Origin of the sequence: Variovorax restrictus, assembly GCF_051216715.1 — a bacterium.
Taxonomy (GTDB): Bacteria; Pseudomonadota; Gammaproteobacteria; order Burkholderiales; family Burkholderiaceae_C; genus Variovorax.
The window spans coordinates 1,295,330-1,314,513 of record NZ_JBPJZH010000001.1 but is presented as its reverse complement, the minus strand read 5'-3'; the positions used below and the strand labels follow the sequence as shown (position 1 = coordinate 1,314,513).

Annotated in this window: 21 protein-coding genes and 1 tRNA gene; 8 read left to right on the top strand and 14 right to left on the bottom strand. The window is 67.6% G+C overall.

All coding sequences use genetic code 11. The features are described 5' to 3' along the window. Positions 1-97: 97 nt before the first annotated feature. Entirely contained in the window at positions 98-1,456 is a 1,359-nt protein-coding gene (locus ACSFA0_RS06170) for a dicarboxylate/amino acid:cation symporter (RefSeq protein WP_435449333.1), read from the bottom strand. A 223-nt stretch (positions 1,457-1,679) separates the two neighbouring features. Between ACSFA0_RS06170 and dinB the strand changes: the two genes are divergently transcribed. Both dinB and ACSFA0_RS06160 read left to right on the top strand, forming a co-directional pair. Continuing rightward, on the top strand, positions 1,680-2,876 hold the full coding sequence (gene dinB / locus ACSFA0_RS06165) for a DNA polymerase IV (protein ID WP_435450905.1): 1,197 nt from the start codon (positions 1,680-1,682) through the stop codon (positions 2,874-2,876). Between the two features lie 8 nt (positions 2,877-2,884). After that, positions 2,885-3,562, top strand: coding sequence for a TIGR02117 family protein (locus tag ACSFA0_RS06160; protein ID WP_435449332.1), 678 nt, complete (start codon positions 2,885-2,887; stop codon positions 3,560-3,562). A gap of 10 nt (positions 3,563-3,572) precedes the next feature. On the opposite strand, the gene ACSFA0_RS06155 is transcribed toward ACSFA0_RS06160, so the two are convergent. Then, positions 3,573-4,628, bottom strand: coding sequence for a purine-nucleoside phosphorylase (locus ACSFA0_RS06155; RefSeq protein WP_435449331.1), 1,056 nt, complete (start codon positions 4,626-4,628; stop codon positions 3,573-3,575). 134 nt (positions 4,629-4,762) lie between these two features. Between ACSFA0_RS06155 and ACSFA0_RS06150 the strand changes: the two genes are divergently transcribed. After that, the gene (locus tag ACSFA0_RS06150) at positions 4,763-5,977 is read left to right on the top strand and encodes a DNA topoisomerase IB (protein WP_435449330.1); all 1,215 of its coding nucleotides are present in this window, start codon (positions 4,763-4,765) and stop codon (positions 5,975-5,977) included. On the opposite strand, the gene ACSFA0_RS06145 is transcribed toward ACSFA0_RS06150, so the two are convergent. From ACSFA0_RS06145 to yaaA, 6 genes are all read right to left on the bottom strand, one after another. Next, positions 5,923-6,606 (bottom strand): hypothetical protein, encoded by a 684-nt coding sequence (locus tag ACSFA0_RS06145; protein WP_435449329.1) that lies wholly within the window; start codon positions 6,604-6,606, stop codon positions 5,923-5,925. The genes ACSFA0_RS06150 and ACSFA0_RS06145 overlap by 55 nt on opposite strands. Further along, positions 6,603-6,965: a response regulator gene (locus ACSFA0_RS06140; protein WP_435449328.1), complete on the bottom strand. Its 363-nt coding sequence runs from the start codon at positions 6,963-6,965 to the stop codon at positions 6,603-6,605. Before ACSFA0_RS06140 ends, ACSFA0_RS06145 begins: the two co-directional genes overlap by 4 nt. 74 nt (positions 6,966-7,039) lie before the next feature. Then, positions 7,040-7,897, bottom strand: a complete 858-nt coding sequence (queF, locus tag ACSFA0_RS06135) for an NADPH-dependent 7-cyano-7-deazaguanine reductase QueF (RefSeq protein ID WP_435449327.1) — start codon at positions 7,895-7,897, stop codon at positions 7,040-7,042. 11 nt (positions 7,898-7,908) lie between these two features. Then, positions 7,909-8,808, bottom strand: coding sequence for an alpha/beta fold hydrolase (locus ACSFA0_RS06130; RefSeq protein ID WP_435449326.1), 900 nt, complete (start codon positions 8,806-8,808; stop codon positions 7,909-7,911). 10 nt (positions 8,809-8,818) lie between these two features. Continuing rightward, entirely contained in the window at positions 8,819-9,673 is an 855-nt protein-coding gene (locus ACSFA0_RS06125; RefSeq protein WP_435449325.1) for a 2OG-Fe(II) oxygenase, read from the bottom strand. Continuing rightward, a complete protein-coding gene (yaaA, locus tag ACSFA0_RS06120; RefSeq protein ID WP_435449324.1) occupies positions 9,670-10,455 on the bottom strand; it encodes a peroxide stress protein YaaA in 786 nt (261 codons plus the stop codon). The genes ACSFA0_RS06125 and yaaA overlap by 4 nt, the downstream gene beginning before the upstream one ends. 129 nt (positions 10,456-10,584) lie before the next feature. On the opposite strand from yaaA, the gene ACSFA0_RS06115 reads away from it, so the two are divergent. Both ACSFA0_RS06115 and galU read left to right on the top strand, forming a co-directional pair. Further along, a complete protein-coding gene (locus ACSFA0_RS06115; RefSeq protein ID WP_435449323.1) occupies positions 10,585-13,527 on the top strand; it encodes a valine--tRNA ligase in 2,943 nt (980 codons plus the stop codon). A 55-nt stretch (positions 13,528-13,582) separates the two neighbouring features. Continuing rightward, positions 13,583-14,470: a UTP--glucose-1-phosphate uridylyltransferase GalU gene (gene galU / locus ACSFA0_RS06110; RefSeq protein ID WP_435449322.1), complete on the top strand. Its 888-nt coding sequence runs from the start codon at positions 13,583-13,585 to the stop codon at positions 14,468-14,470. On the opposite strand, the gene ACSFA0_RS06105 is transcribed toward galU, so the two are convergent. The 4 genes from ACSFA0_RS06105 to cysM are packed head-to-tail and all read right to left on the bottom strand — an operon-like array spanning position 14,451 to position 17,314. Continuing rightward, entirely contained in the window at positions 14,451-15,566 is a 1,116-nt protein-coding gene (locus tag ACSFA0_RS06105; RefSeq protein ID WP_435449321.1) for an SGNH/GDSL hydrolase family protein, read from the bottom strand. The two genes, galU and ACSFA0_RS06105, sit on opposite strands and share 20 nt — an antisense overlap. Positions 15,567-15,598: 32 nt before the next feature. Continuing rightward, the gene (locus ACSFA0_RS06100; protein ID WP_435449320.1) at positions 15,599-15,826 is read right to left on the bottom strand and encodes a sulfurtransferase TusA family protein; all 228 of its coding nucleotides are present in this window, start codon (positions 15,824-15,826) and stop codon (positions 15,599-15,601) included. Between the two features lie 29 nt (positions 15,827-15,855). Beyond that, positions 15,856-16,395: an NUDIX domain-containing protein gene (locus ACSFA0_RS06095; RefSeq protein ID WP_435449319.1), complete on the bottom strand. Its 540-nt coding sequence runs from the start codon at positions 16,393-16,395 to the stop codon at positions 15,856-15,858. A gap of 16 nt (positions 16,396-16,411) precedes the next feature. After that, positions 16,412-17,314, bottom strand: coding sequence for a cysteine synthase CysM (gene cysM, locus ACSFA0_RS06090; RefSeq protein ID WP_435449318.1), 903 nt, complete (start codon positions 17,312-17,314; stop codon positions 16,412-16,414). A 41-nt stretch (positions 17,315-17,355) separates the two neighbouring features. On the opposite strand from cysM, the gene ACSFA0_RS06085 reads away from it, so the two are divergent. After that, positions 17,356-17,440: transfer RNA gene (locus ACSFA0_RS06085), tRNA-Leu, on the top strand. 78 nt (positions 17,441-17,518) lie between these two features. On the opposite strand, the gene ACSFA0_RS06080 is transcribed toward ACSFA0_RS06085, so the two are convergent. Both ACSFA0_RS06080 and ACSFA0_RS06075 read right to left on the bottom strand, forming a co-directional pair. Beyond that, on the bottom strand, positions 17,519-17,785 hold the full coding sequence (locus ACSFA0_RS06080) for a hypothetical protein (protein ID WP_435449317.1): 267 nt from the start codon (positions 17,783-17,785) through the stop codon (positions 17,519-17,521). A 95-nt stretch (positions 17,786-17,880) separates the two neighbouring features. Then, entirely contained in the window at positions 17,881-18,072 is a 192-nt protein-coding gene (locus ACSFA0_RS06075) for a DUF3606 domain-containing protein (protein WP_435449316.1), read from the bottom strand. A 227-nt stretch (positions 18,073-18,299) separates the two neighbouring features. Between ACSFA0_RS06075 and bcsD the strand changes: the two genes are divergently transcribed. Together bcsD and ACSFA0_RS06065 are read left to right on the top strand one after the other, a co-directional pair. Next, positions 18,300-18,779, top strand: coding sequence for a cellulose biosynthesis protein BcsD (gene bcsD, locus ACSFA0_RS06070; RefSeq protein WP_435449315.1), 480 nt, complete (start codon positions 18,300-18,302; stop codon positions 18,777-18,779). Continuing rightward, positions 18,776-19,153: a hypothetical protein gene (locus ACSFA0_RS06065; protein ID WP_435449314.1), complete on the top strand. Its 378-nt coding sequence runs from the start codon at positions 18,776-18,778 to the stop codon at positions 19,151-19,153. The genes bcsD and ACSFA0_RS06065 overlap by 4 nt, the downstream gene beginning before the upstream one ends. Positions 19,154-19,184 lie beyond the last annotated feature (31 nt).

The following is a 19,184-nucleotide window of genomic DNA, read 5'->3' as shown; positions in this document are numbered from 1 at the left end:
CCTCGAGGGGGCGCACCCAGCGGCCTGGCAGAGCCAGTTCCGCGGGTGCCCTGGCATCTGCCTTGCATTTGCCGCGGCCGGTTGCCCGGCGACAGGCTCAGTGCCGAGGCGCGGTGTACGCGGCCATGTGCTCGGTCTTCGCGTTGACCAGCACCTCGGGCTCGTCGGCCTCGACCCAGGTCTCGTTGTTCAGGCCCGCGTGCAGGCGCTTCTCGTCGAGCTCGTCGGTCCATTTCGCCACCACCAGCGTCGCGACGCCGTTGCCGATCAGGTTGGTGAGCGCGCGTGCCTCCGACATGAAGCGGTCGATGCCGAGGATCAGCGCCAGGCCCGCGACCGGCACGTGGCCGACGGCCGACAGCGTGGCCGCCAGCACGATGAAGCCGCTGCCGGTCACGCCCGCCGCACCCTTCGACGTGAGCAGCAGCACACCCAGCAGCGTGAGTTCCTGCGTGAGCGTCATGTCGGTGTTGGTGGCCTGCGCGATGAACACCGCCGCCATCGTGAGGTAGATCGAGGTGCCGTCGAGGTTGAACGAGTAACCGGTGGGGATCACCAGGCCCACCACGGTCTTCTTGGCGCCGAGGTTCTCCATCTTCTCCATCATGCGCGGCAACACCGATTCGGACGAGGAGGTGCCCAGCACGATCAGCAGTTCTTCCTTGATGTACTTGATGAACTTCCAGATGCTGAAGCCGTGGAAGCGCGCGATGAGCCCCAGCACCACGAAGATGAAGAGCAGGCAGGTCATGTAGAAGACGGCCATCAGCTTGCCCAGCGAGAACAGCGAGCCCACGCCGTACTTGCCGATGGTGAAGGCCATCGCGCCGAAGGCGCCGACGGGGGCGAGCTTCATGACGTAGCCGACGATGGTGAAGAGCACATGCGAGCCCTTCTCGATCACGTCGAACACCAGCGTGCCGCGGCCGCCGAACTTGTGCAGCGCGAAGCCGAAGAGCACCGCGATCAGCAGCACCTGCAGGATCTCGCCCTTGGCGAAGGCGTCGACGACCGTGTTGGGAATGACGTTCAGCAGGAAGTCGACCGTGCCCTGCATCTTGCCGGGGCCGGTGTAGGCGGCCAGCGCCTTGGTGTCGAGCGTGCTCGGGTCGATGTTCATGCCGGCGCCCGGCTTGAGCAGGTTGACCAGCACCAGGCCCACCACCAGCGCGATCGAGCTCACGACCTCGAAGTACAGCAGCGCCAGGCCACCGGTCTTGCCGACCTTCTTCATGTCTTCCATGCCGGCGATGCCGACCACCACGGTGCAGAAGATGATCGGCGCGATCAGCATCTTGATCAGCTTGATGAAGCCGTCGCCCAAGGGCTTCATCGATTCGCCGACGTGGGGATAGAAGTGACCGAGTGCGACGCCGACGACGACGGCGACGATGACCTGAACGTAGAGCGATCGATAGATCGGGCGCTTGGAAGGGGTGGGTGATGGGGTGGTCATGGGCTCTGCCTGCGAGTTGTTTTAGGGATGACGGCGAAGGCGCGGGCCGCATGCTACCGCCGTGCCGGGGCGATTCCGGCAGGGTCGGCGTACGTGGGAGTACGTATCCCGTCAGGCCCCGGTCAGCCCGAAACATCGAGGACGCGAGCCAGCACCGTCGTCGAGCGAAAATCAAAGCGTGACCGTCTCCACCCCTCGCGTGCGCCGCATCGCCCACCTCGACATGGACGCCTTCTATGCGTCGGTCGAGCTGCTGCGCTACCCGCAGCTCAAGGGTTTGCCTGTGGTCATCGGCGGCGGGCGGCGCAAGGTCGACGAGGCGATTCGCGACCTGCCCGCGGGCGGCACGCTGGCCGACATTCCGGTGGGCGCCTTTCCGCGGTTGAAGGACTACGCCGGGCGCGGCGTGATCACCACCGCCACCTACCCTGCGCGGCAGTTCGGCGTCGGCTCGGCGATGGGGCTGATGAAGGCCGCCAAGCTGTGCCCGCAGGCCATCATCCTGCCGGTGGATTTCGACCAGTACCGCCACTACTCGCGGCAATTCAAGCAGATCATTTTGGACATCGCGCCGGTCATGCAGGACCGCGGCGTCGACGAGGTCTACATCGACTTCACCGACGTGCCCGGCGGCCAGCGCGAAGGCGGACGGGTGCTGGCGCGGCTCATCCAGAAATCGATCTTCGACGCGACCGGGCTCACCTGCTCGATCGGCGTGGCGCCCAACAAGCTGATCGCCAAGATGGCGAGCGAATTCGACAAGCCCAACGGCATCTCGATCGTTCATGAAGAAGACCTGCAGACGCGCATCTGGCCGCTGCCGGTGCGCAAGGTCAACGGCATCGGGCCGAAGGCGGACGAGAAGCTCGAACGCTTCGGGCTGCGCACCGTGGGCGACATCGCCCAGAAAGACCGCGACTGGCTGATTGCCAACTTCGGCAAGGCGACCGGCGCCTGGATGCACGAGGTGTCCTGGGGCCGCGACGACCGGCCGGTGGTGACCGAGAGCGAGCCGGTGTCGATGAGCCGCGAGACCACCTTCGACCGCGACCTGCACGCGGTGCGCGACCGCGCCGAGCTGGGTGCCATCTTCACGCACCTGTGCGAGAAGGTCGCCGAAGACCTGCAGCGCAAGGGCTATGTCGGCAAGACCATCGGCATCAAGCTGCGCTACGACGACTTCAGGATCGCCACGCGCGACCAGACGATCGACCGCTTCACCGCCGACGGCAAGGCGATCCGCCAGACCGCCGGCCAGTGCTTGAAGCGCGTGCCGCTGGAGCGCCCGCTGCGGCTGATCGGCGTGCGCGTAGGCGCGCTGGTGCGGGTCGACAGCGCGGAGGCCACGACGCCGGCCACCCGTGCGTCGCGCAGCCGCACGCCGCCCGATGCGGCAGCGCAGACGGCCTCGCTGTTTTGAGAGAGAGGATGCGGCGCGGCCTTGGCTGGATCGCAGGCAGCCTGCTCGCGCTGCTGGCAGTGGTAGGTATGTACGTCGGCGTGGCCGCCGCACTGATGTTGTGGCCGGTGAATGCGCGCGCCCCCGCCGAGCCGCCCCGCATCGAGGCCTATGTCTTGAGCAATGGCGTGCACACGGATCTGGTGATGCCGGTGCGCAGCGCGGCCATCGACTGGGCCGCGCTGTTCGACCCGCGCGACGCGAAGTCGCCCCCGCCCGACGCCGAATTCGTCGCCATCGGCTGGGGCGATCGGGACTTCTACCTGCACACGCCCACCTGGGGCGACCTCACGCTGCGCCGTGCCGTCGGGGCCCTCGTCGGCGCCAACCCATCGCTGCTGCATGTGACCTGGCTCACCCGTGCGCAACTGCGCCAGGGCGCCTACGTCATGCCACTCTCGCCGCGGCAGTACTTGGAACTGGTGGCCCATGTACGCGGCAGCCTGCCGGGCGACCGGGCCGTCGCCCTGCCCGGTGCGGGCTACGGGCCGGACGATGCCTTCTACGAAGCCCAGGGCAGCTACCACCTCTTCGAGACCTGCAACACCTGGACCGGCCGCGGCCTGCGCCGCGCGGGCGTCCCAGTAAGCCGCTGGACGCCCTTCGACTTCAACGTGGTGGGCCAGTTGCAACCGGCCCACCGCTGATCGAAACGCCTCAGCGCGGCAGCGCCGGCACACCTGCCTGCCACTGCGGCCAGTGACCGACGATGTGGTCGACGACGCGGGTGCCGACCAGCGCGATGTTCTCCACCGTCTCGGCGAAGCCGCCGGCCGTTTCGCCCGGTGCCGGGTCCAGATGCTGCAGCGTGGTTTCCTTCGGGTTGCCCTGGTCGAAGTTGACTGCGCCGCGCAGGCTCATCACCCGGTCGGTGCCATGCGTGCGCTTGATCACCAGCGTGATCGCCGCAGCCTCCATCTCGGTGATGACGTAGTCGTCGGCGCCGTAGAGCTTGGCGATGTACTGCGCCTGATTCGACATGCCGGGGCCGTGGAAGAAGGTGTCGCCCGTCATGTGCGTGCCGGTGCCGACGAAGGGCGCGCGGCGCGCCGCCGCGTCGGGGTAGCGCAGGCGGTAAGTGCGGGCGCTGTCGGAGTCCTTCAGCCGTGTGTCGCCCGAGAGCTTCATGGCCCAGCCGACCAGCGCCGGGTTGAGCGGGAAGCGGCGGTAGTCCTCGTAGCCCTTGCGCGGCATGAAGGTCGGCTCGCCGGCCTTGTTCTCTTCGGGCGCCCAGCGGTGGCCGAGGTCGTAGTCGACCAGCCAGGTCGCCCAGTTCACCTCGCCGATGGTGCCGCGCTGCGGCGGCGTGCCGGCGACGCCGGAGATCACGTAGTAAGCCTGCGAGAAGTCGAAGGCCGGGTTCAACAGGATCGCCTGCATCGACGACGACGAGTTCACCTTGCCCATGCCGAGCACCGCACCGCACACGCCGTCGGCGTTGCAGTACACCGGCTTGAGCGCGCCGGGCACCGCGATGGGCACGGCACCTTTCCAGTAGCGCTCGTACCAGTGCTGGAACTCGCCGGCGCGGTCGCCGGTGTTCTGGCCGATCTCGAACATGGCGGCGACGAAGACCTTCACGCGGATCGGTGCGGTGGTGGCGACAGGGGACGCCGGGGCAACGGGTGCCGTCGAGGTGGCACAGCCGGTGGCCAGCACGGCCGTGAGGCCGAGCGCGAACCAGCGTGCGCGGAAGCGGGATGCAAGAGTCATGGGATGCTTTCAGGAAGGTGAAACGAGTGCGCGTTGCCACGGGGACGGCGCGCACTTGGTGAGCTAGCGGCGTCCTACAGCGGGCTGTCGGCCATCGCTGCATTGTCGACGCGAGCTTCACACCAGCACGTCCCATGCCAAGAACCACCGCCCCGCGTCCCGCCCGCCTCGCCAACGGCCTGGTCTACGTCAACCCCGACATGCCGGGCTTGCGGCGCTTTCGCCAAGGCGAGCAGTTCCGCTACAAGGACGCGACAGGCGCCTGGGTGCGCGACCCCGACGAGATCGCGCGCATTCGCAGCCTGGCCATTCCGCCGGCCTACACCGATGTGTGGATCTGCGCGCTGCCTAACGGCCACCTGCAGGCAACGGGCATCGACGCGCGGGGCCGCAAGCAGTACCGCTACCACCCGGACTGGCGGCTGCTCAAGGACGAAAGCAAGTTCGAGCGGCTCGAGGCCTTCGGCAGCGCGCTGCCGCGCATCCGGGCCCGCGTGGTACGTGACCTCGGCGATGGCGGAGCCCGCGAAGCGCTCGGCCGCGAGCGTGTGCTGGCGACGCTCGTGCGCCTGCTCGACACGACCTTCATGCGCGTGGGGAATGAGGAGTATGCGAGCACCAACGGCTCGTACGGCCTGACCACGCTGCGCAACAAGCACGCGTCGGTGCGCGGCGCGTCGCTGAAGCTGCGCTTTCGCGGCAAGAGCGGCGTGATGCACGAGACCGAGGTCGACGACCCGCGCGTGGCGAAGGTCGTGCGCGCCTGTCAGCAACTGCCCGGGCAGGACCTCTTCCAATACGAGGACGCGGACGGCACGCCGCGTCGACTGTCGTCCACCGACGTAAACGACTACCTGCGCGAGGCCGCCGGCGAGAACTTCACGGCCAAGGATTTCCGCACCTGGCACGGGACCGTACAGGCCCTCGAGCTGACGCGGCTGGCCTGCGACGGCCGGGATACCAGGGACAGCGAAGAGAGCGGCGACGCCACGCCGGCGATGCGCTACAGCGCCAAGGAAATCATCGCCGCCGTCGCGAAGCAACTGGGCAACACCCCGGCGGTCTGCAAGAAGGCCTACGTGCATCCGGCCGTGCTCGCGCTGGGGAGCACGCTGGCGCAGGACGCGGGCACGATGACCGAGGTCTGGGAGAAGATCGCCGGCCAGGCGAAGAGCGCGCGCCGCCTGTATGCGGCCGAGGCACGCTTGCTGGCATTCCTGAAAACGCACCGGCGGCGACTATCGCGCGAGGCTAAGACCATGGGCGCCACTGCGGCGCGCCGGCCACGGCGCACTCAGCCCGGGACGAGCGGCAAACGCACCCTGTCGTGTTCGATGGTGAGCACGTAGCCGAGGTCCTCGGCCAGCGATTGCAGCGCGATGGCATCGATGGCGAGCTTGCGCGGCGCACGGTGTGCACCGGCCAACGGGTCGGCGGCGTCCGAAGCACCGGCGACCACGCTCAGCAGCAAGGCCCCATCGCCATCGGCAACGACACTGACGGCACCCACGTCGGGCGGGGTGTCGTGCAGGTAGCCCAGAGCCCCGAGCATGAGATAGCGCAACGACGCACCCGACGGCCACTTCGGCGCGTCCGGGTCGGCGTCGTCGGTGAGGGATTCATCGACCTGCAGGCGCACCCCGTTCAAATCGAAGGCTGCACGCATCAGCCCGACGCACTGGATCACCAGGTCACGCCTTGTGATGCCTTCGTCATCGGTGGCGAGTTCCCAGTCGCGCAGCGAGCGCACGGCGCTCACCAGTTCGCCGATCTGGTGGTCGATCAGCGCCACCCGCTCCTCGCAGGCTGCCGCATCGATGGCGGGCGCGGCGACCTGGCGCCGAAGCATCAGCAGGCCCATGCGCATCACCGAGACCGGCGCGGCCATGTCGTGGCGCAGCGCCGGCAATGCGCGCGTGAGCAGCTCGTGGCGCACGCCAGCGGCAATCCAGCTGCGCGCGCCGGGCGACGCTTTCATGAGGCAGCAGAGGAACGGTGGCCAGCCCGCTCGAGGATGCGGTCCAGGGCGTCGAAGTCGATCGGCTTCTGAAGATGGTGGTCGAACAACCCCTTCTCCGAGGCGCCGGCATCCTGCGACGAGAGACCGGTCACGGCCACCAGCAACGGCGGCTTCGCGCCCGCACGCAATCGGCGGGCCACTTCGGTGCCCGGCAGATCCGGCAGCGTGATGTCGACCAAAGCGACATCGAAGGTTTCGTTAGCGCAGGCTTCGAGTGCCTGCATGCCCGAGTAGGTGCAGCGGGCCGTGTGGTCCTGCAGCGAAAGCAGTTCCTGCAGCAGGTCGGCAGCTGCTTCGTTGTCATCGACGATCAACACGTTCACGTTCGGAAGTCCCAGGCCAAAGGGAACGAGTATCGAGGCGCCGGGCGATCGGCGATGTAGGCGCAAGCCTACTGTCGCGCGGTACGCGTGTTCGACGGCAGCGCCTGGGGCCAGCTCGCACGGAACGGGTTGATGTCGAGCCCCCCCCGGCGCGTGTAGCGTGCGTACACGCTGAGCTGCGTGGGGCGGCAACGACGCCAGATGTCCCAGAACATGCGTTCGGCACAAGGCTCGTGGAATTCGTTGTGGTTGCGAAAGCTCACGATGTACGCCAGGAGCCCCGCCTGGTCGATGGGCGGCCCGCTGTAGCGCACCTGCACGCTGCCCCAGTCGGGCTGGCCGGTGACGAGGCAGTTGCTCTTGAGCAGGCGGCTGGACAGGGTCTCTTCGACGGGCGGCAGCGTCGCGTCGCTGCGCAGCAGCTCCGGGGCCGGCTGGTAATGCGTGCATTCGATGTCGAGACGGTCGAGGTCGAGGCCGTCGAGCTCCTGCACCGCTTCGCGCTCGAAGGCTTGCGGCGTCAGCAGCTTCACGCCGATGCCGCCGCTGCGCTCGCTGCCGCGCCACGCGGCTTCAGCCAGGTCGGTCTTCAGCCGCTCACGCACCGCGTCGGCATCGGCGAAGACGCTGCTGTTGAAGCTGTTGAGGTAGAGCTTGAACGACTTGCTCTCGATGATGTTGGGCGTTTCGCAGGGCACGGTGAAGTGCGCCACCGCCACCTGGGGCTTGCCGCGCGGGTTGAGCCAGCTCAGCTCGAACGCGGTCCAGAGGTCGGCACCGAAGAAGGGCAAGGCGCCTTCCGCGATGCCCATGGCGGCGCGCTGCGTGGCGCGGGCGATGGGGAACAGCAGGGTCGGGTCGTATTGGTCGGCATAGGCGGACGCGCGGCCGAGTTGCGATTGTTCGGGGGTGTTGTCGAGACTCATGGGGTGCGGTTCTACGCGCTGCGCGAACTTTCCGCCGCGCGCAGGAAAGGAAGCATGTGCGGCAACAGGACATCGCTGAGCTGCGGCGTCAGGTCGTGGCCCATGCCGGGAATGGCGACGAACTGCGCGCCGGGGATGCGGCGCACCGTGTCCTGGCCGCAGGCGATGGGCACCAGCGGATCGACGTCGCCATGGACGACCAGCGTCGGGCTCGTGATGCGCGCCAGCAGCTTCGGACGGTCCGTGTCGGCCGCGACAGCGGCGATCTGGCGCATCAGCCCCTCGGGCCGGTAGGCGCGGCGCATGGCGTGGGTGAGCCGCTCGCGCAGCGCCGCCTCGTCCGGCGGATAGAACGGGCCGGCGATCAACCGCACCAGACGCATGCTGTGCGCCACCAGCGAGGCTTCGTCCCGCTTCACGGGGCGGCGCATCATCAGCGCGACCACGTCGCTGCGCGGGCCGGGCAGGCCACGCGCGCCACTGGAACTCATCAGGCTCACGAGGCTGGTGACGCGCTCCGGCACGGTGGCCGCCACGCGCTGCGCGACCATGCCACCCATCGAGGCGCCGAGGACGTGCGCACGGCGGATGCCCAGCGCATCGAGCACGCCGATCGTGTCGTTCGCCATGTCCTGCAACCCGTAGGCCGACTGCACCGGCAGCCCGAAGCGGTAGCGCAGCCCCTGCCACACCAGGTTGCGCGTGCCGGCCTCGTCGAATTGCGTGCTCAGGCCGGCGTCGCGGTTGTCGAAGCGCACCACGCGAAAGCCGGCACCGACCAAACCCTTCACGAAGTTGTCCGGCCAGGCGATGAGCTGCATGTTGAGGCCCATGATCAGCAGCACCACCGGCCGGCCTGTGCCCCCGGTGTCCTCGATTTCGATGTCGATGCCGTTGGCCCGGATTTTCATCGGCCCGGCCTCATGCGAACTCGCGCTCGCGCAGCCATTTGGTCGCCACCCATTTCTCGCCAGCCAGCACCGGTGCGCCGCCATGCAGCGTGCGCGTGTCAGGGTCGGGCCGCTCGTAGCTGAAGAAGACGGCGGTGCCGCGCTTGGGTGCGACCTCCAGGCCGATGTCCGGGAAGACCGTGGCGCCGCCGCGCTCGGGTTCCTGCAGGTACATCACCAGCGTGCCCACGCGCTGACCGCCGCGCCGCAGGATGGTCGGCGTGCCCGGCTCGGCGGGGTCGAAGTAGTCGTAGTGCGGGCGGTACTGCGCCCCGGGCGTATAGCGCAGCACCTGCAGGCCTTCCCCGAAGGCCAGCGGCCAGCGCAGCAGGTGCGCGATGCGCTGCTCGATACGGGCGACGACCTCGTTCTCGCCGCGCTCGAAGAACATGCCGTCGCTGGTGCGATCGACGTTGAGGGTCTCGCCGCCGGTCTGCGTCTCGACGGTCAGCGACCGGGCCAGGCGCTGACTGGCCGCGGCGACCAGCGCCTCGCATTCGTCGTCGGCCAGCAGGTCGCCGAACACCACGACGCGGGGAAGCGCGACGGTGTGCAGCACATGCACCCGGCGGTCGCCGGCATCGAGGTACAGCGGTGCGCCGTCGAGGTCGGGGCCGGGCATCGAACGGGCTGCGAGGGGCGCAGCGCCGGACAGGGGCGACGCGAGCGGACCGGCGCCCCGCTCAATCTCCGAGAGCGCCGCCTCGGTCGCCGCGTCCTGCCAGCCGGCCGCGCGCATCGACTGGCGCAGCGCGGCCACCGAGTGGCCCGCGGCGAGCTGCGAAACGAGCCAGCTGCGCAGCTCAGGGGTCACCGACTGCGTCATGCCGTTCTCCTGCGGAACACCAGCCTTTCCGGCAGCGACGCCGCTGCATCGAAGCCGTAGCCTTCCAGGTCGAACTTCTCCAGCGACTTCGGCGTGGCCGCCTTGTGCAGCACGGCCCAACGGGCCATCAGGCCGCGGGCGCGCTTGGCATAGAAGCTGACGATCTTGTACTGGCCGCCCTTCCATTCCTGGAAGACGCACTCCACCACGCGTGCCTTGAGCACGTGTTGATCGACCGCCTTGAAATATTCCTGCGAGGCCAGATTGATCACCACCGGCGTGCGGTCGGCCGCCAGGCGCTGGTTGAGATGGTCGGCGATGCGCGTGCCCCAGAAGGCGTAGAGGTCCTTGCCGTGCGGGTTGGCCAGTGCCGTGCCCATCTCCAGGCGGTAGGGCTGCAGCCGGTCGAGCGGGCGCAGCACACCGTACAGGCCGCTGAGGATGCAGAGGTGGTCCTGCGCCCATTCGAGCTGCTTGCCGGTCAGCGTCCTCGCGTCGAGGCCGCCGTACACGTCGCCGTCGAAGGCCAGCGCGGCCTGGCGCGCGTTCTTCGCGGTGCCCTTGGGCGACCAGGCGGCATAGCGGGTGAAATTGAGCGTCGACAGCTTGTCCGACAGGTGCATCAGTTCGGCGATCTGCTGCGGCGACTTCTCGCGCATCAGCGCGATCAGTTCGGCGGCCGGACCCTTGGCGCCTTCGAACACGGGCTGGGTGGCGGGCAGGTCGTCGGGCAGCGGGCTGTCGTAGTCGAGCGACTTGGCGGGCGAGAGCAGGAAGAGCATGGCTGCAATTATGGGTGTGGCTCGTGAAGGCACCGGCCATGGCCCTGGGTGGGCCGGCTAAAATTGAAGGCTTCCCATCCTGTCCGCAGCGACACCCGCGAGGTGCCGTTCGCCCTTCCGAAGCACGCCATGAGCGAACCCACCTCCCAGCCACTCCAGCCATCCCAGCCCGGCCTCGAGAGCCTGTCCAAATCCTTCGAACCCGCCGCCATCGAGGCGCACTGGGGGCCGGAGTGGGAACAGCGTGGCTACGCCAAGGCCGGTTTCCGCGGCACGCAGTTGCCCCAGGACGATGCCGATTCGTTCGCCATCCAGCTGCCGCCGCCGAACGTGACAGGCACGCTGCACATGGGGCATGCGTTCAACCAGACGATCATGGACAGCCTCACGCGCTACCACCGCATGAAGGGCGACAACACGCTGTGGCTGCCGGGCACCGACCATGCGGGCATCGCCACGCAGATCGTGGTGGAGCGCCAGCTGCAGGAACAGAAGATCAGCCGCCACGACATGGGCCCCACGCCCGCCGAGGCGCGCAAGAACTTCGTCGCCAAGGTGTGGGAGTGGAAGGAGAAGTCGGGCAACACCATCACCGGCCAGATGCGCCGCATGGGCGACACGGTCGACTGGAGCCGCGAGTACTTCACCATGGACGAGGACCTCTCGGCTGTGGTCACCGACACCTTCGTGAAGCTCTACGACGAAGGCCTCATCTACCGCGGCAAGCGCCTGGGCAACTGGGACCCGGTGCTCAAGACCTCGGTGAGCGACCTGGAAGTCGAGAGCGAGGAGGAAGACGGCTCGCTCTGGCACATCGCCTACCCGCTGGAAGACGGCAGCGGCACGCTGGTGGTGGCCACCACGCGGCCCGAGACCATGCTGGGCGACACGGCGGTGATGGTCCACCCGGAAGACGAGCGCTACCAACACCTCATCGGCAAGAACGTGAAGCTGCCGCTGGTCGACAAGCTCATCCCGATCATCGCGGACGACTACGTCGACAAAGCTTTCGGCACCGGCGTCGTGAAGGTCACGCCCGCCCATGACTACAACGACTACGCCGTCGGCCAGCGCCACCAGCTGCCGATGATCGGCGTGCTGACGCTCGACGCGACCATCAACGACAACGCCCCCGAGAAGTACCGCGGCATGGACCGCTTCGTGGCGCGCAAGGCGATCGTCGCCGACCTCGAGGCGCTGGGCCTGCTGGTCGAGGTGAAGAAGCACAAGCTGATGGTGCCGCGCTGCGCCCGCAGCGGTGCCGTGGTCGAGCCGATGCTGACCGACCAGTGGTACGTCGCCATGACCAAGGCCGGCGCCGACGGCACGTCGATCGCGCAGAAGGCGATCGACGTGGTGAAGTCGGGCGAAGTGCGCTTCGTGCCCGAGAACTGGGTCAACACCTACAACCACTGGATGGAGAACATCCAGGACTGGACCATCTCGCGCCAGCTCTGGTGGGGCCACCAGATTCCGGCGTGGTACGACGAAGAAGGCAACGCCTACGTCGCGCACGACGAGGCCGAGGCACAGGCCAAGGCGCCGGGCAAGAAGCTGCGGCGCGACGAGGACGTGCTCGACACCTGGTACTCGGCGGCACTGGTGCCCTTCTCGTCCCTCGGCTGGCCTGAGAAGACCGACGACCTGGCACGCTACCTGCCATCGAACGTGCTCGTCACCGGCTACGACATCATCTTCTTCTGGGTGGCCCGGATGATCATGATGACCAAGCACTTCACCGGCAAGGTGCCGTTCAAGGACGTCTACATCCACGGCCTGGTGCGCGACGCGCAGGGCAAGAAGATGAGCAAGTCCGAAGGCAACGTGCTCGACCCGGTCGACCTGATCGACGGCATCGCGCTGCCCGAACTGCTCGACAAGCGCACGCAGGGCCTGCGCAAGCCCGAGACGGCACCGAAGGTGCGCAAGCAGACGGAAAAGGAATTCCCCGACGGCATCCCGGCCTTCGGCGCCGATGCACTGCGTTTCACCTTCGCGTCGCTCGCCTCGCTCGGCCGCAGCATCAACTTCGATGCGAAGCGCTGCGAGGGCTACCGCAACTTCTGCAACAAGCTCTGGAACGCCACGCGCTTCGTGCTGATGAACTGCGAAGGCCAGGACTGCGGGCTGATGGAGCACACCAAGGCCGATTGCGCACCCGCTCGCACAGACAGTGCGAGCGGCCTTCTCATTCCTGCGGGCCCGGCCCACGGCTACCTGCAGTTCAGCCAGGCCGATCGCTGGATCGCCTCGCGCCTGCAGCGTGTCGAGGCCGAGGTCGCCAAGGGCTTCGAGGACTACCGGCTGGACAACGTGGCCACCTCGATCTACCAGTTCGCGTGGGACGAGTTCTGTGACTGGTACCTGGAAATCGCCAAGGTGCAGATCCAGACCGGCACCGACGCGCAGCAGCGCGCCACCCGGCGCACGCTGATCCGCACGCTGGAGACGCTGCTGCGCTTGGCGCACCCGGTGATCCCGTTCATCACCGAAGAACTTTGGCAGAAGGTGGCGCCCGTAGCCGGACGTCAGGGCGCATCGATCATGGTGGCCGCCTACCCGTTGAGCCAGCCAGAGAAGATCGACGAGGCCGCTGAGGCCCACGTGGCGCGCTTGAAGGCCCTGGTCGACGCCTGCCGCACGCTGCGCGGCGAGATGAACGTGTCGCCCGCGACGCGGCTACCGCTCTTTGCCGTGGCGGACGATGCCGCCGACAGCGCCTTTTTGCGCGAAGCGGCATCGGTGCTGCAGGCCCTAGCCAAACTCAAGGAAGTGCGCGTGTTCGACGACGAGGCGGCGTGGGCGGCCGCCGCCGAAGCGGCACCCGTGGCGGTGGTCGGCGCCGCCCGGCTCTGCCTGCACATGGAAATCGACAAGGCCGCGGAAAAAGTCCGGATCGGCAAGGAGATTGCGAGAATTGAAGGTGAGATAACAAAGGTTAACGGCAAGCTCGGCAACGAGGCCTTCGTCGCGAAGGCGCCGCCGGCGGTGATCACGCAGGAGCGTCAGCGGCTGGCCGATTTCACCGCGCTGGCGGCGCGTTTGGCAGATCAGCTTGTGCGCCTCGGCTGACACGACCCGGCCTCGGGATCAACGTACCATTCCGTATTCACTTTCTGCTTCATCCATGTCCAATACCACGCGCATCCGCAAAGCCGTTTTCCCCGTGGCCGGTTTCGGCACCCGCTTCCTGCCGGCGACCAAGGCCCAGCCCAAGGAAATGCTGCCGGTGGTGGACAAGCCGCTGATCCAGTACGCCGTCGAGGAAGCCTATGCCGCCGGCATCCGCGACATGATCTTTGTCACCGGCCGCAACAAGCGCGCCATCGAAGACCACTACGACACCGCCTACGAGCTCGAAAGCCAGCTCGAAGCCAGCGGCAAGACGGCGCTACTCAACATCGCGCGCTCGGTGATGCCGGACGACATGACGGTCTCGTATGTGCGCCAGCCCCGCATGCTGGGCCTGGGCCACGCGGTGCTCTGCGCCGAGCACCTGGTGGGCAACGAGCCTTTCGCCGTGCTGCTGGCGGACGACCTGATGGTCGGCCCGACCGACGGTCAGCCGGTGATGGCCCAGATGACCGCCGCCTTCGCGCAACTGGGCCGCTCGCTGCTGGCCGTGCAGGAAGTGCCGCTCGACCAGGTCAAGCGTTACGGCATCGTGGCCGGCGACACCATCGACGAGGGTCTGATCAAGGTCAACAAGATGGTCGAGAAGCCGTCGCCCGAATCGGCGCCGTCGCGCCTGGGCGTGGCCGGCCGCTACGTGCTGACGCCCGGCGTGTTCGCCGAGATCCGCAACCAGCCCAAGGGCGCCGGCGGCGAAATCCAGCTGACCGACGGCATCGCCGCGCTGATGAAGAAGGAAGCCGTCTACGCCTACGCGTACAAGGGCACCCGCTACGACTGCGGCAGCAAGGAAGGCTTCCTGCAGGCCACCGTCGAACTCGCGCTGGCGCACCCCGAAGTGGGCGGCCAGTTCCGCGAATACCTCAAGACCCTGGCGCTCTGAGTTCGGCCTCGAAAGAGGCACGCGCCAGCGGCAGCACGAAGCCGGCCAGTTCCGCGTCGCTGATGGGCGTGATCGACAGGCCGAAACTGGCGTTGAGGCTCGACACCATCGACTGCGCCCACAGGGCGTTGTAGGCCAGACCGGCGTGGTGGTCGTCCAGCAGGGCGTTGCTTGGCGCATTGCCTGTGGTGTTCGTCACCTGCAGCGCGCCGCCGATCGTCACCGTCTTGTAGACGGGTCGGCCCTCGGCATCGCGTGAGCCCCAGCGCGCTAGCACCCACGCCTGATCGTCGAAGAAGACGGTGTTGGGCTGCGATTCAGCGGTCTGCTGCAACGCAGCGTTCAAGCGGCCCAACGCCTTCTCGATGTTGCCGAACTCGAGGCCGCTGTTCCAACGGTCGAAGTACAGCGGATCGGACGCTTCGTTCACCACACCCACCACCACGACGCGTGTGTCGGGGTGCGAGGCATGGATGAGGCGGATCGCTTCGCCGATGTATTTCACGCAGCCATCGATCACCGGTTGCAGCGCCGACGCCATCGGGTTCTGCGCCTGCAAGTCCATGGACTGAGACCATTCGCCCAGCCCCGTGCGGATCACCACCACGCCGCGGCGCCAGCGCTCGGGCTCGCGGTCCATCAGCGCGACCAGGCGCGGCGCCTGGCGGTTCTCGCCCTCCATCAACGCCTTGCAACCCATGGCCGAGAAGGCGAAGTTGTAGAGATAGTCGTCCTTGCGCGGCGCACGGCCGACCGGCAGATGCAGCAGGTCGAGCACATCCACGAGGGGGCTCGTACGCCCCCATGTGACCCAGGGGCCGACATCGATCTCCTCGCCACGCAGCCGCGCCAGCACCTCGACCCAGTTGAAGCTGCGCGCCTGGTGAATGCCGCCGCGCTCGCCCGACTCGGCCGAGAAGTTCAGACGGTCCTGGTAGGAATGGCTGTTCGAGTCGCCCATGACCGCCAGCGGGATCGCCCGGGGCGAGACGACCCGGGCGGTCGCTGCCTCGGGCACGTCGTTGTCCCATCGGATCAACGCGGCGGCGGCGGCGATGCCCAGAAGCACGAACCCGCCCTGCAAGATCATGCGCATGCTCGAGCCTCAGCCATCGGCCGCGCCGATGCTCATCTGCGCCGCAGGACGTGGATGTAGTCGGCCCCGACCGTCTGCTGCTCGACCAGATCGTTGCCGGTCTGGCGCGCAAAGGCCTGGAAGTCGCGAAGCGACCCGGCGTCCGTCGACACCACGCGCAGCAGCTCGCCGCTCTGCATGTCGTTGAGCGAGCGCTTGGCCTTCAGGATCGGCAACGGGCAGTTGAGCCCGCGCGTGTCGAGTTCTTGGTGGATGTGCATGGCGTTCCTGGAATCAGCGAAATAGGCGTTCAAGAGGTCGAAGGCGCCGGTCGTGGCCACTCGACGAATTCGGGTTCGAAGCCGCGGCCGCGCAGCCAGTCCGCCAGCGCGTAGCCGGTGCCTGCAGGCCAGCATTTCAGCGCCGACAGGTCGTAGAGCCGGTAGTCGACCAATTCGGGGGACAGCACCACCTCCCCATCGGCCACCACGTGGTACGCGATGATGACCTGGTTCATGCGCTGGAAGTCGTAGACGCCCACGAGGTTCACTTCGCTCACATCGAGGTTCGTCTCTTCCTTCACCTCGCGCGTGATGCCACCCTGCGGCGTTTCGCCGGCTTCCATGAAGCCGGTGATGAGCGCGTACATCTTGTGCTGCCACGCCGCGTTGCGCGCCAGCAGCACCTGTCCGCGGTACTCGACGATGGCCGCCAGCACCGGCGTCGGGTTGTTCCAGTGGGTCCAGTCGCAGGCGGGGCAACGCAGCCGCGTCGTGGGGCCGCTGTCTTCGACGAGTTCGATGTGCGCGAGGGTCGTCGCGCAGGCCGGGCAGAAGGTGGGCTGGAACACGGTCGATCCCGAGCGATCAGGCAGGGAACACGCCGGTCGACAGGTAGCGGTCGCCGCGGTCGCACACCACGAAGACGATGGTCGCGTTCTCGACCGTCTTGGCGATCTGCAGCGCCGCCCACAGCGCCCCGGCCGCCGAGATGCCGCCGAAGATGCCTTCCTCGCGCGCCAGACGCCGCGCCATCTCCTCGGCGTCGTCCTGGCTGACGTTCACCACCTGGTCGACCCGGCGCGGGTCGTAGATCTTCGGGAGGTATTCCTGCGGCCACTTGCGGATGCCTGGAATGCGCGAACCCTCTTCCGGCTGCGCGCCGACGATCTGGATCGCCGGGTTCTTTTCCTTCAGGAAGCGCGACACGCCGGTGATGGTGCCTGTGGTGCCCATGGCGCTCACGAAGTGCGTGACCTTGCCCTGCGTGTCGGCCCAGATCTCGGGCCCGGTCGTCTCGTAGTGGATGCGCGGGTTGTCGGGGTTGGCGAACTGGTCGAGCACCCGGCCCTTGCCCTGCGCCACCATCTGATCGGCCAGGTCACGTGCGTATTCCATGCCGCCGCTCTTGGGCGTGAGCAGGAGTTCGGCGCCGAAGGCCTTCATGGTCTGGGCACGCTCGATGGACAGGTCCTCCGGCATGATCAGCACCATGCGGTAGCCCTTGATGGCCGCGGCCATCGCCAGCGCGATGCCGGTGTTGCCCGAGGTGGCTTCGATCAGCGTGTCGCCGGGCTTGATCTCACCGCGCTCTTCTGCGCGCCGGATCATCGACAGCGCCGGCCGGTCTTTCACGGATCCCGCCGGGTTGTTGCCTTCGAGTTTGCCGAGGATCACGTTGCCGCGCTGTGCGTTCTCGGTGGCTTCGATGCGCTGCAGGGCGACAAGCGGCGTCTTGCCGATCGCGTCTTCGAGGGTCGGGTACTTCATGCCGAGCACTGTGCCATAATTTTGGGCTGCACTCTTCCCGTGCCCGGGTGGTGAAATTGGTAGACGCAGGGGACTCAAAATCCCCCGCCGCAAGGCGTGCCGGTTCGATTCCGGCCCCGGGCACCATCGGCTGCTGCCGATGCGGAGACGACTCGCTTCAGGGCCGTTCTCTTTCTCTTCTTCTCTGCCGATGCGCAAGGCGGCCTAGCGCAGGCTGGCCCAGGCCGTGACCCGCTGCCAGGCGGACGACATGAAGTTGTTCGCGTGCGCGTGGCGGCGCCCCATCTGGGCTGCATGGCGCCGCCGAACCACCGATTCGAGGGCGTCCGCCACCAGCCCCGCATTCAGGTCGCCTCGGACACACTGACGTCGCAGACCGACGGCAATGTGGTCGAGATCCTCGACGCTCAAACGCGTCATGCGCAGGTCGGGGGTCCGCAAGGAGCTGGAGAAGGAGTTGCCGTGTGCCATGTAATCAATTGTGTTTAATTGTGGCTTCGGCCGCAAGGAAAAACCTCACACTTTAGTTTACATCTGTGAATCACGGATTCACGTTTCGCACGACGTCAGGGGATGCCCAAATAGCACCGCACGTCCTGAGCGGAAGTACCCACTTCAGCCACTGCGGTGCGCAGATGGTGCTCGTCCACGCCCAAGGTACCGAGCCAGTAGTCGACCGCCTGGGGCTGCGTGATGTCGATGCGCACCTGAATGGCGCTTGTGTCGATGACGTCGAATGTCGGGCGGGGTTCTTGCATGGTGATGAATCTCCAAGTTGGCGCTCGCAGCGTTCCGTAGAAGACCGTCGCGTGCTGCCGGACAGGAGCGCGTCGGCTTGCCAGCTTGCAAGCACCGTGAGACCCCGGAAGCCGACGCGCAGACGGCGCCACCGCGCCGCCGTTGCCTGGAACAAACGCCGGCGCACCCCCCTTCCACACCATTTGTTGTCAGCGCCCACTGACACTGTGACAATGTGTTCACATTCATGAACTGCTCACCTTCCGCCCTCGCCTACTACGAACGCACGGCCTGCTCGGCGCAATGGCTTGCGTTCAATCGCGCCCTGGCCGCCGAACTGGGTGCCGGCCTGCCGCCCGACGAGAACCGCCGGCTGTTCGCCCGGATCGGCGAGCGCGTCGCGGCGCAGTTTCCGCTCGCGCGCTGCAGCACACTGGCCGAGTTGGAAGACGCGGTCAATGCCCGATGGGAGGCCATTGGCTGGGGCTTCGGCCGACTGGAAGAAGGGGCCGAAACGCTGGCGATCACGCATGACTGCAGCCCGCTCGCCATGGCGTTCGGCACCGAAGCCGTGGGTTGGACCAGCGGCTTTCTTGAAGGCGCCTACCAGGCCTGGTTCCGGGCGCAGGGCAGCCCGGCCGGGCTGCGCGTGCAGGCCGTGGCGGGCGATGACGGCGAACCCGCGGCCACCCAGGTCCGCCTGGCACTCGGAAAGTTCGCCGCATGAAGGACGCCAACGCGCAGCAGGAAGACGTTACCGGGCTGTTCCGCAAGTTCGGCGGTGACGCGGCGGCCTACAAGGAATTCGCCCCCTCGGCGATTCCCGCCGACACCCGCCCTTCGGCGCCTGCCGAGCCTGCCGAGCCGCCAGCACCGCCGTCCGCGCTGCACCGCGCGACACCGGCCCCGTCATCGATCCCCGTGCTGCCTCGCGTCGTCGCGCCCGCCGTCGAGGCGCTGCCGGTCGCGGCCAACGAGGTCTCCGCGACGCCGCTGGCACCACGCGAACTCGATCGGCTGTTCGCGCGCCTGGATGCCTGTGCCCCCGCACCGGCACCTGCGGCCCGGGGCCTGATGGCGCACTGGCGCAAGCCGGGCTGATGCCGGCGACTCCGGCCCTGGTGCCGGCTCT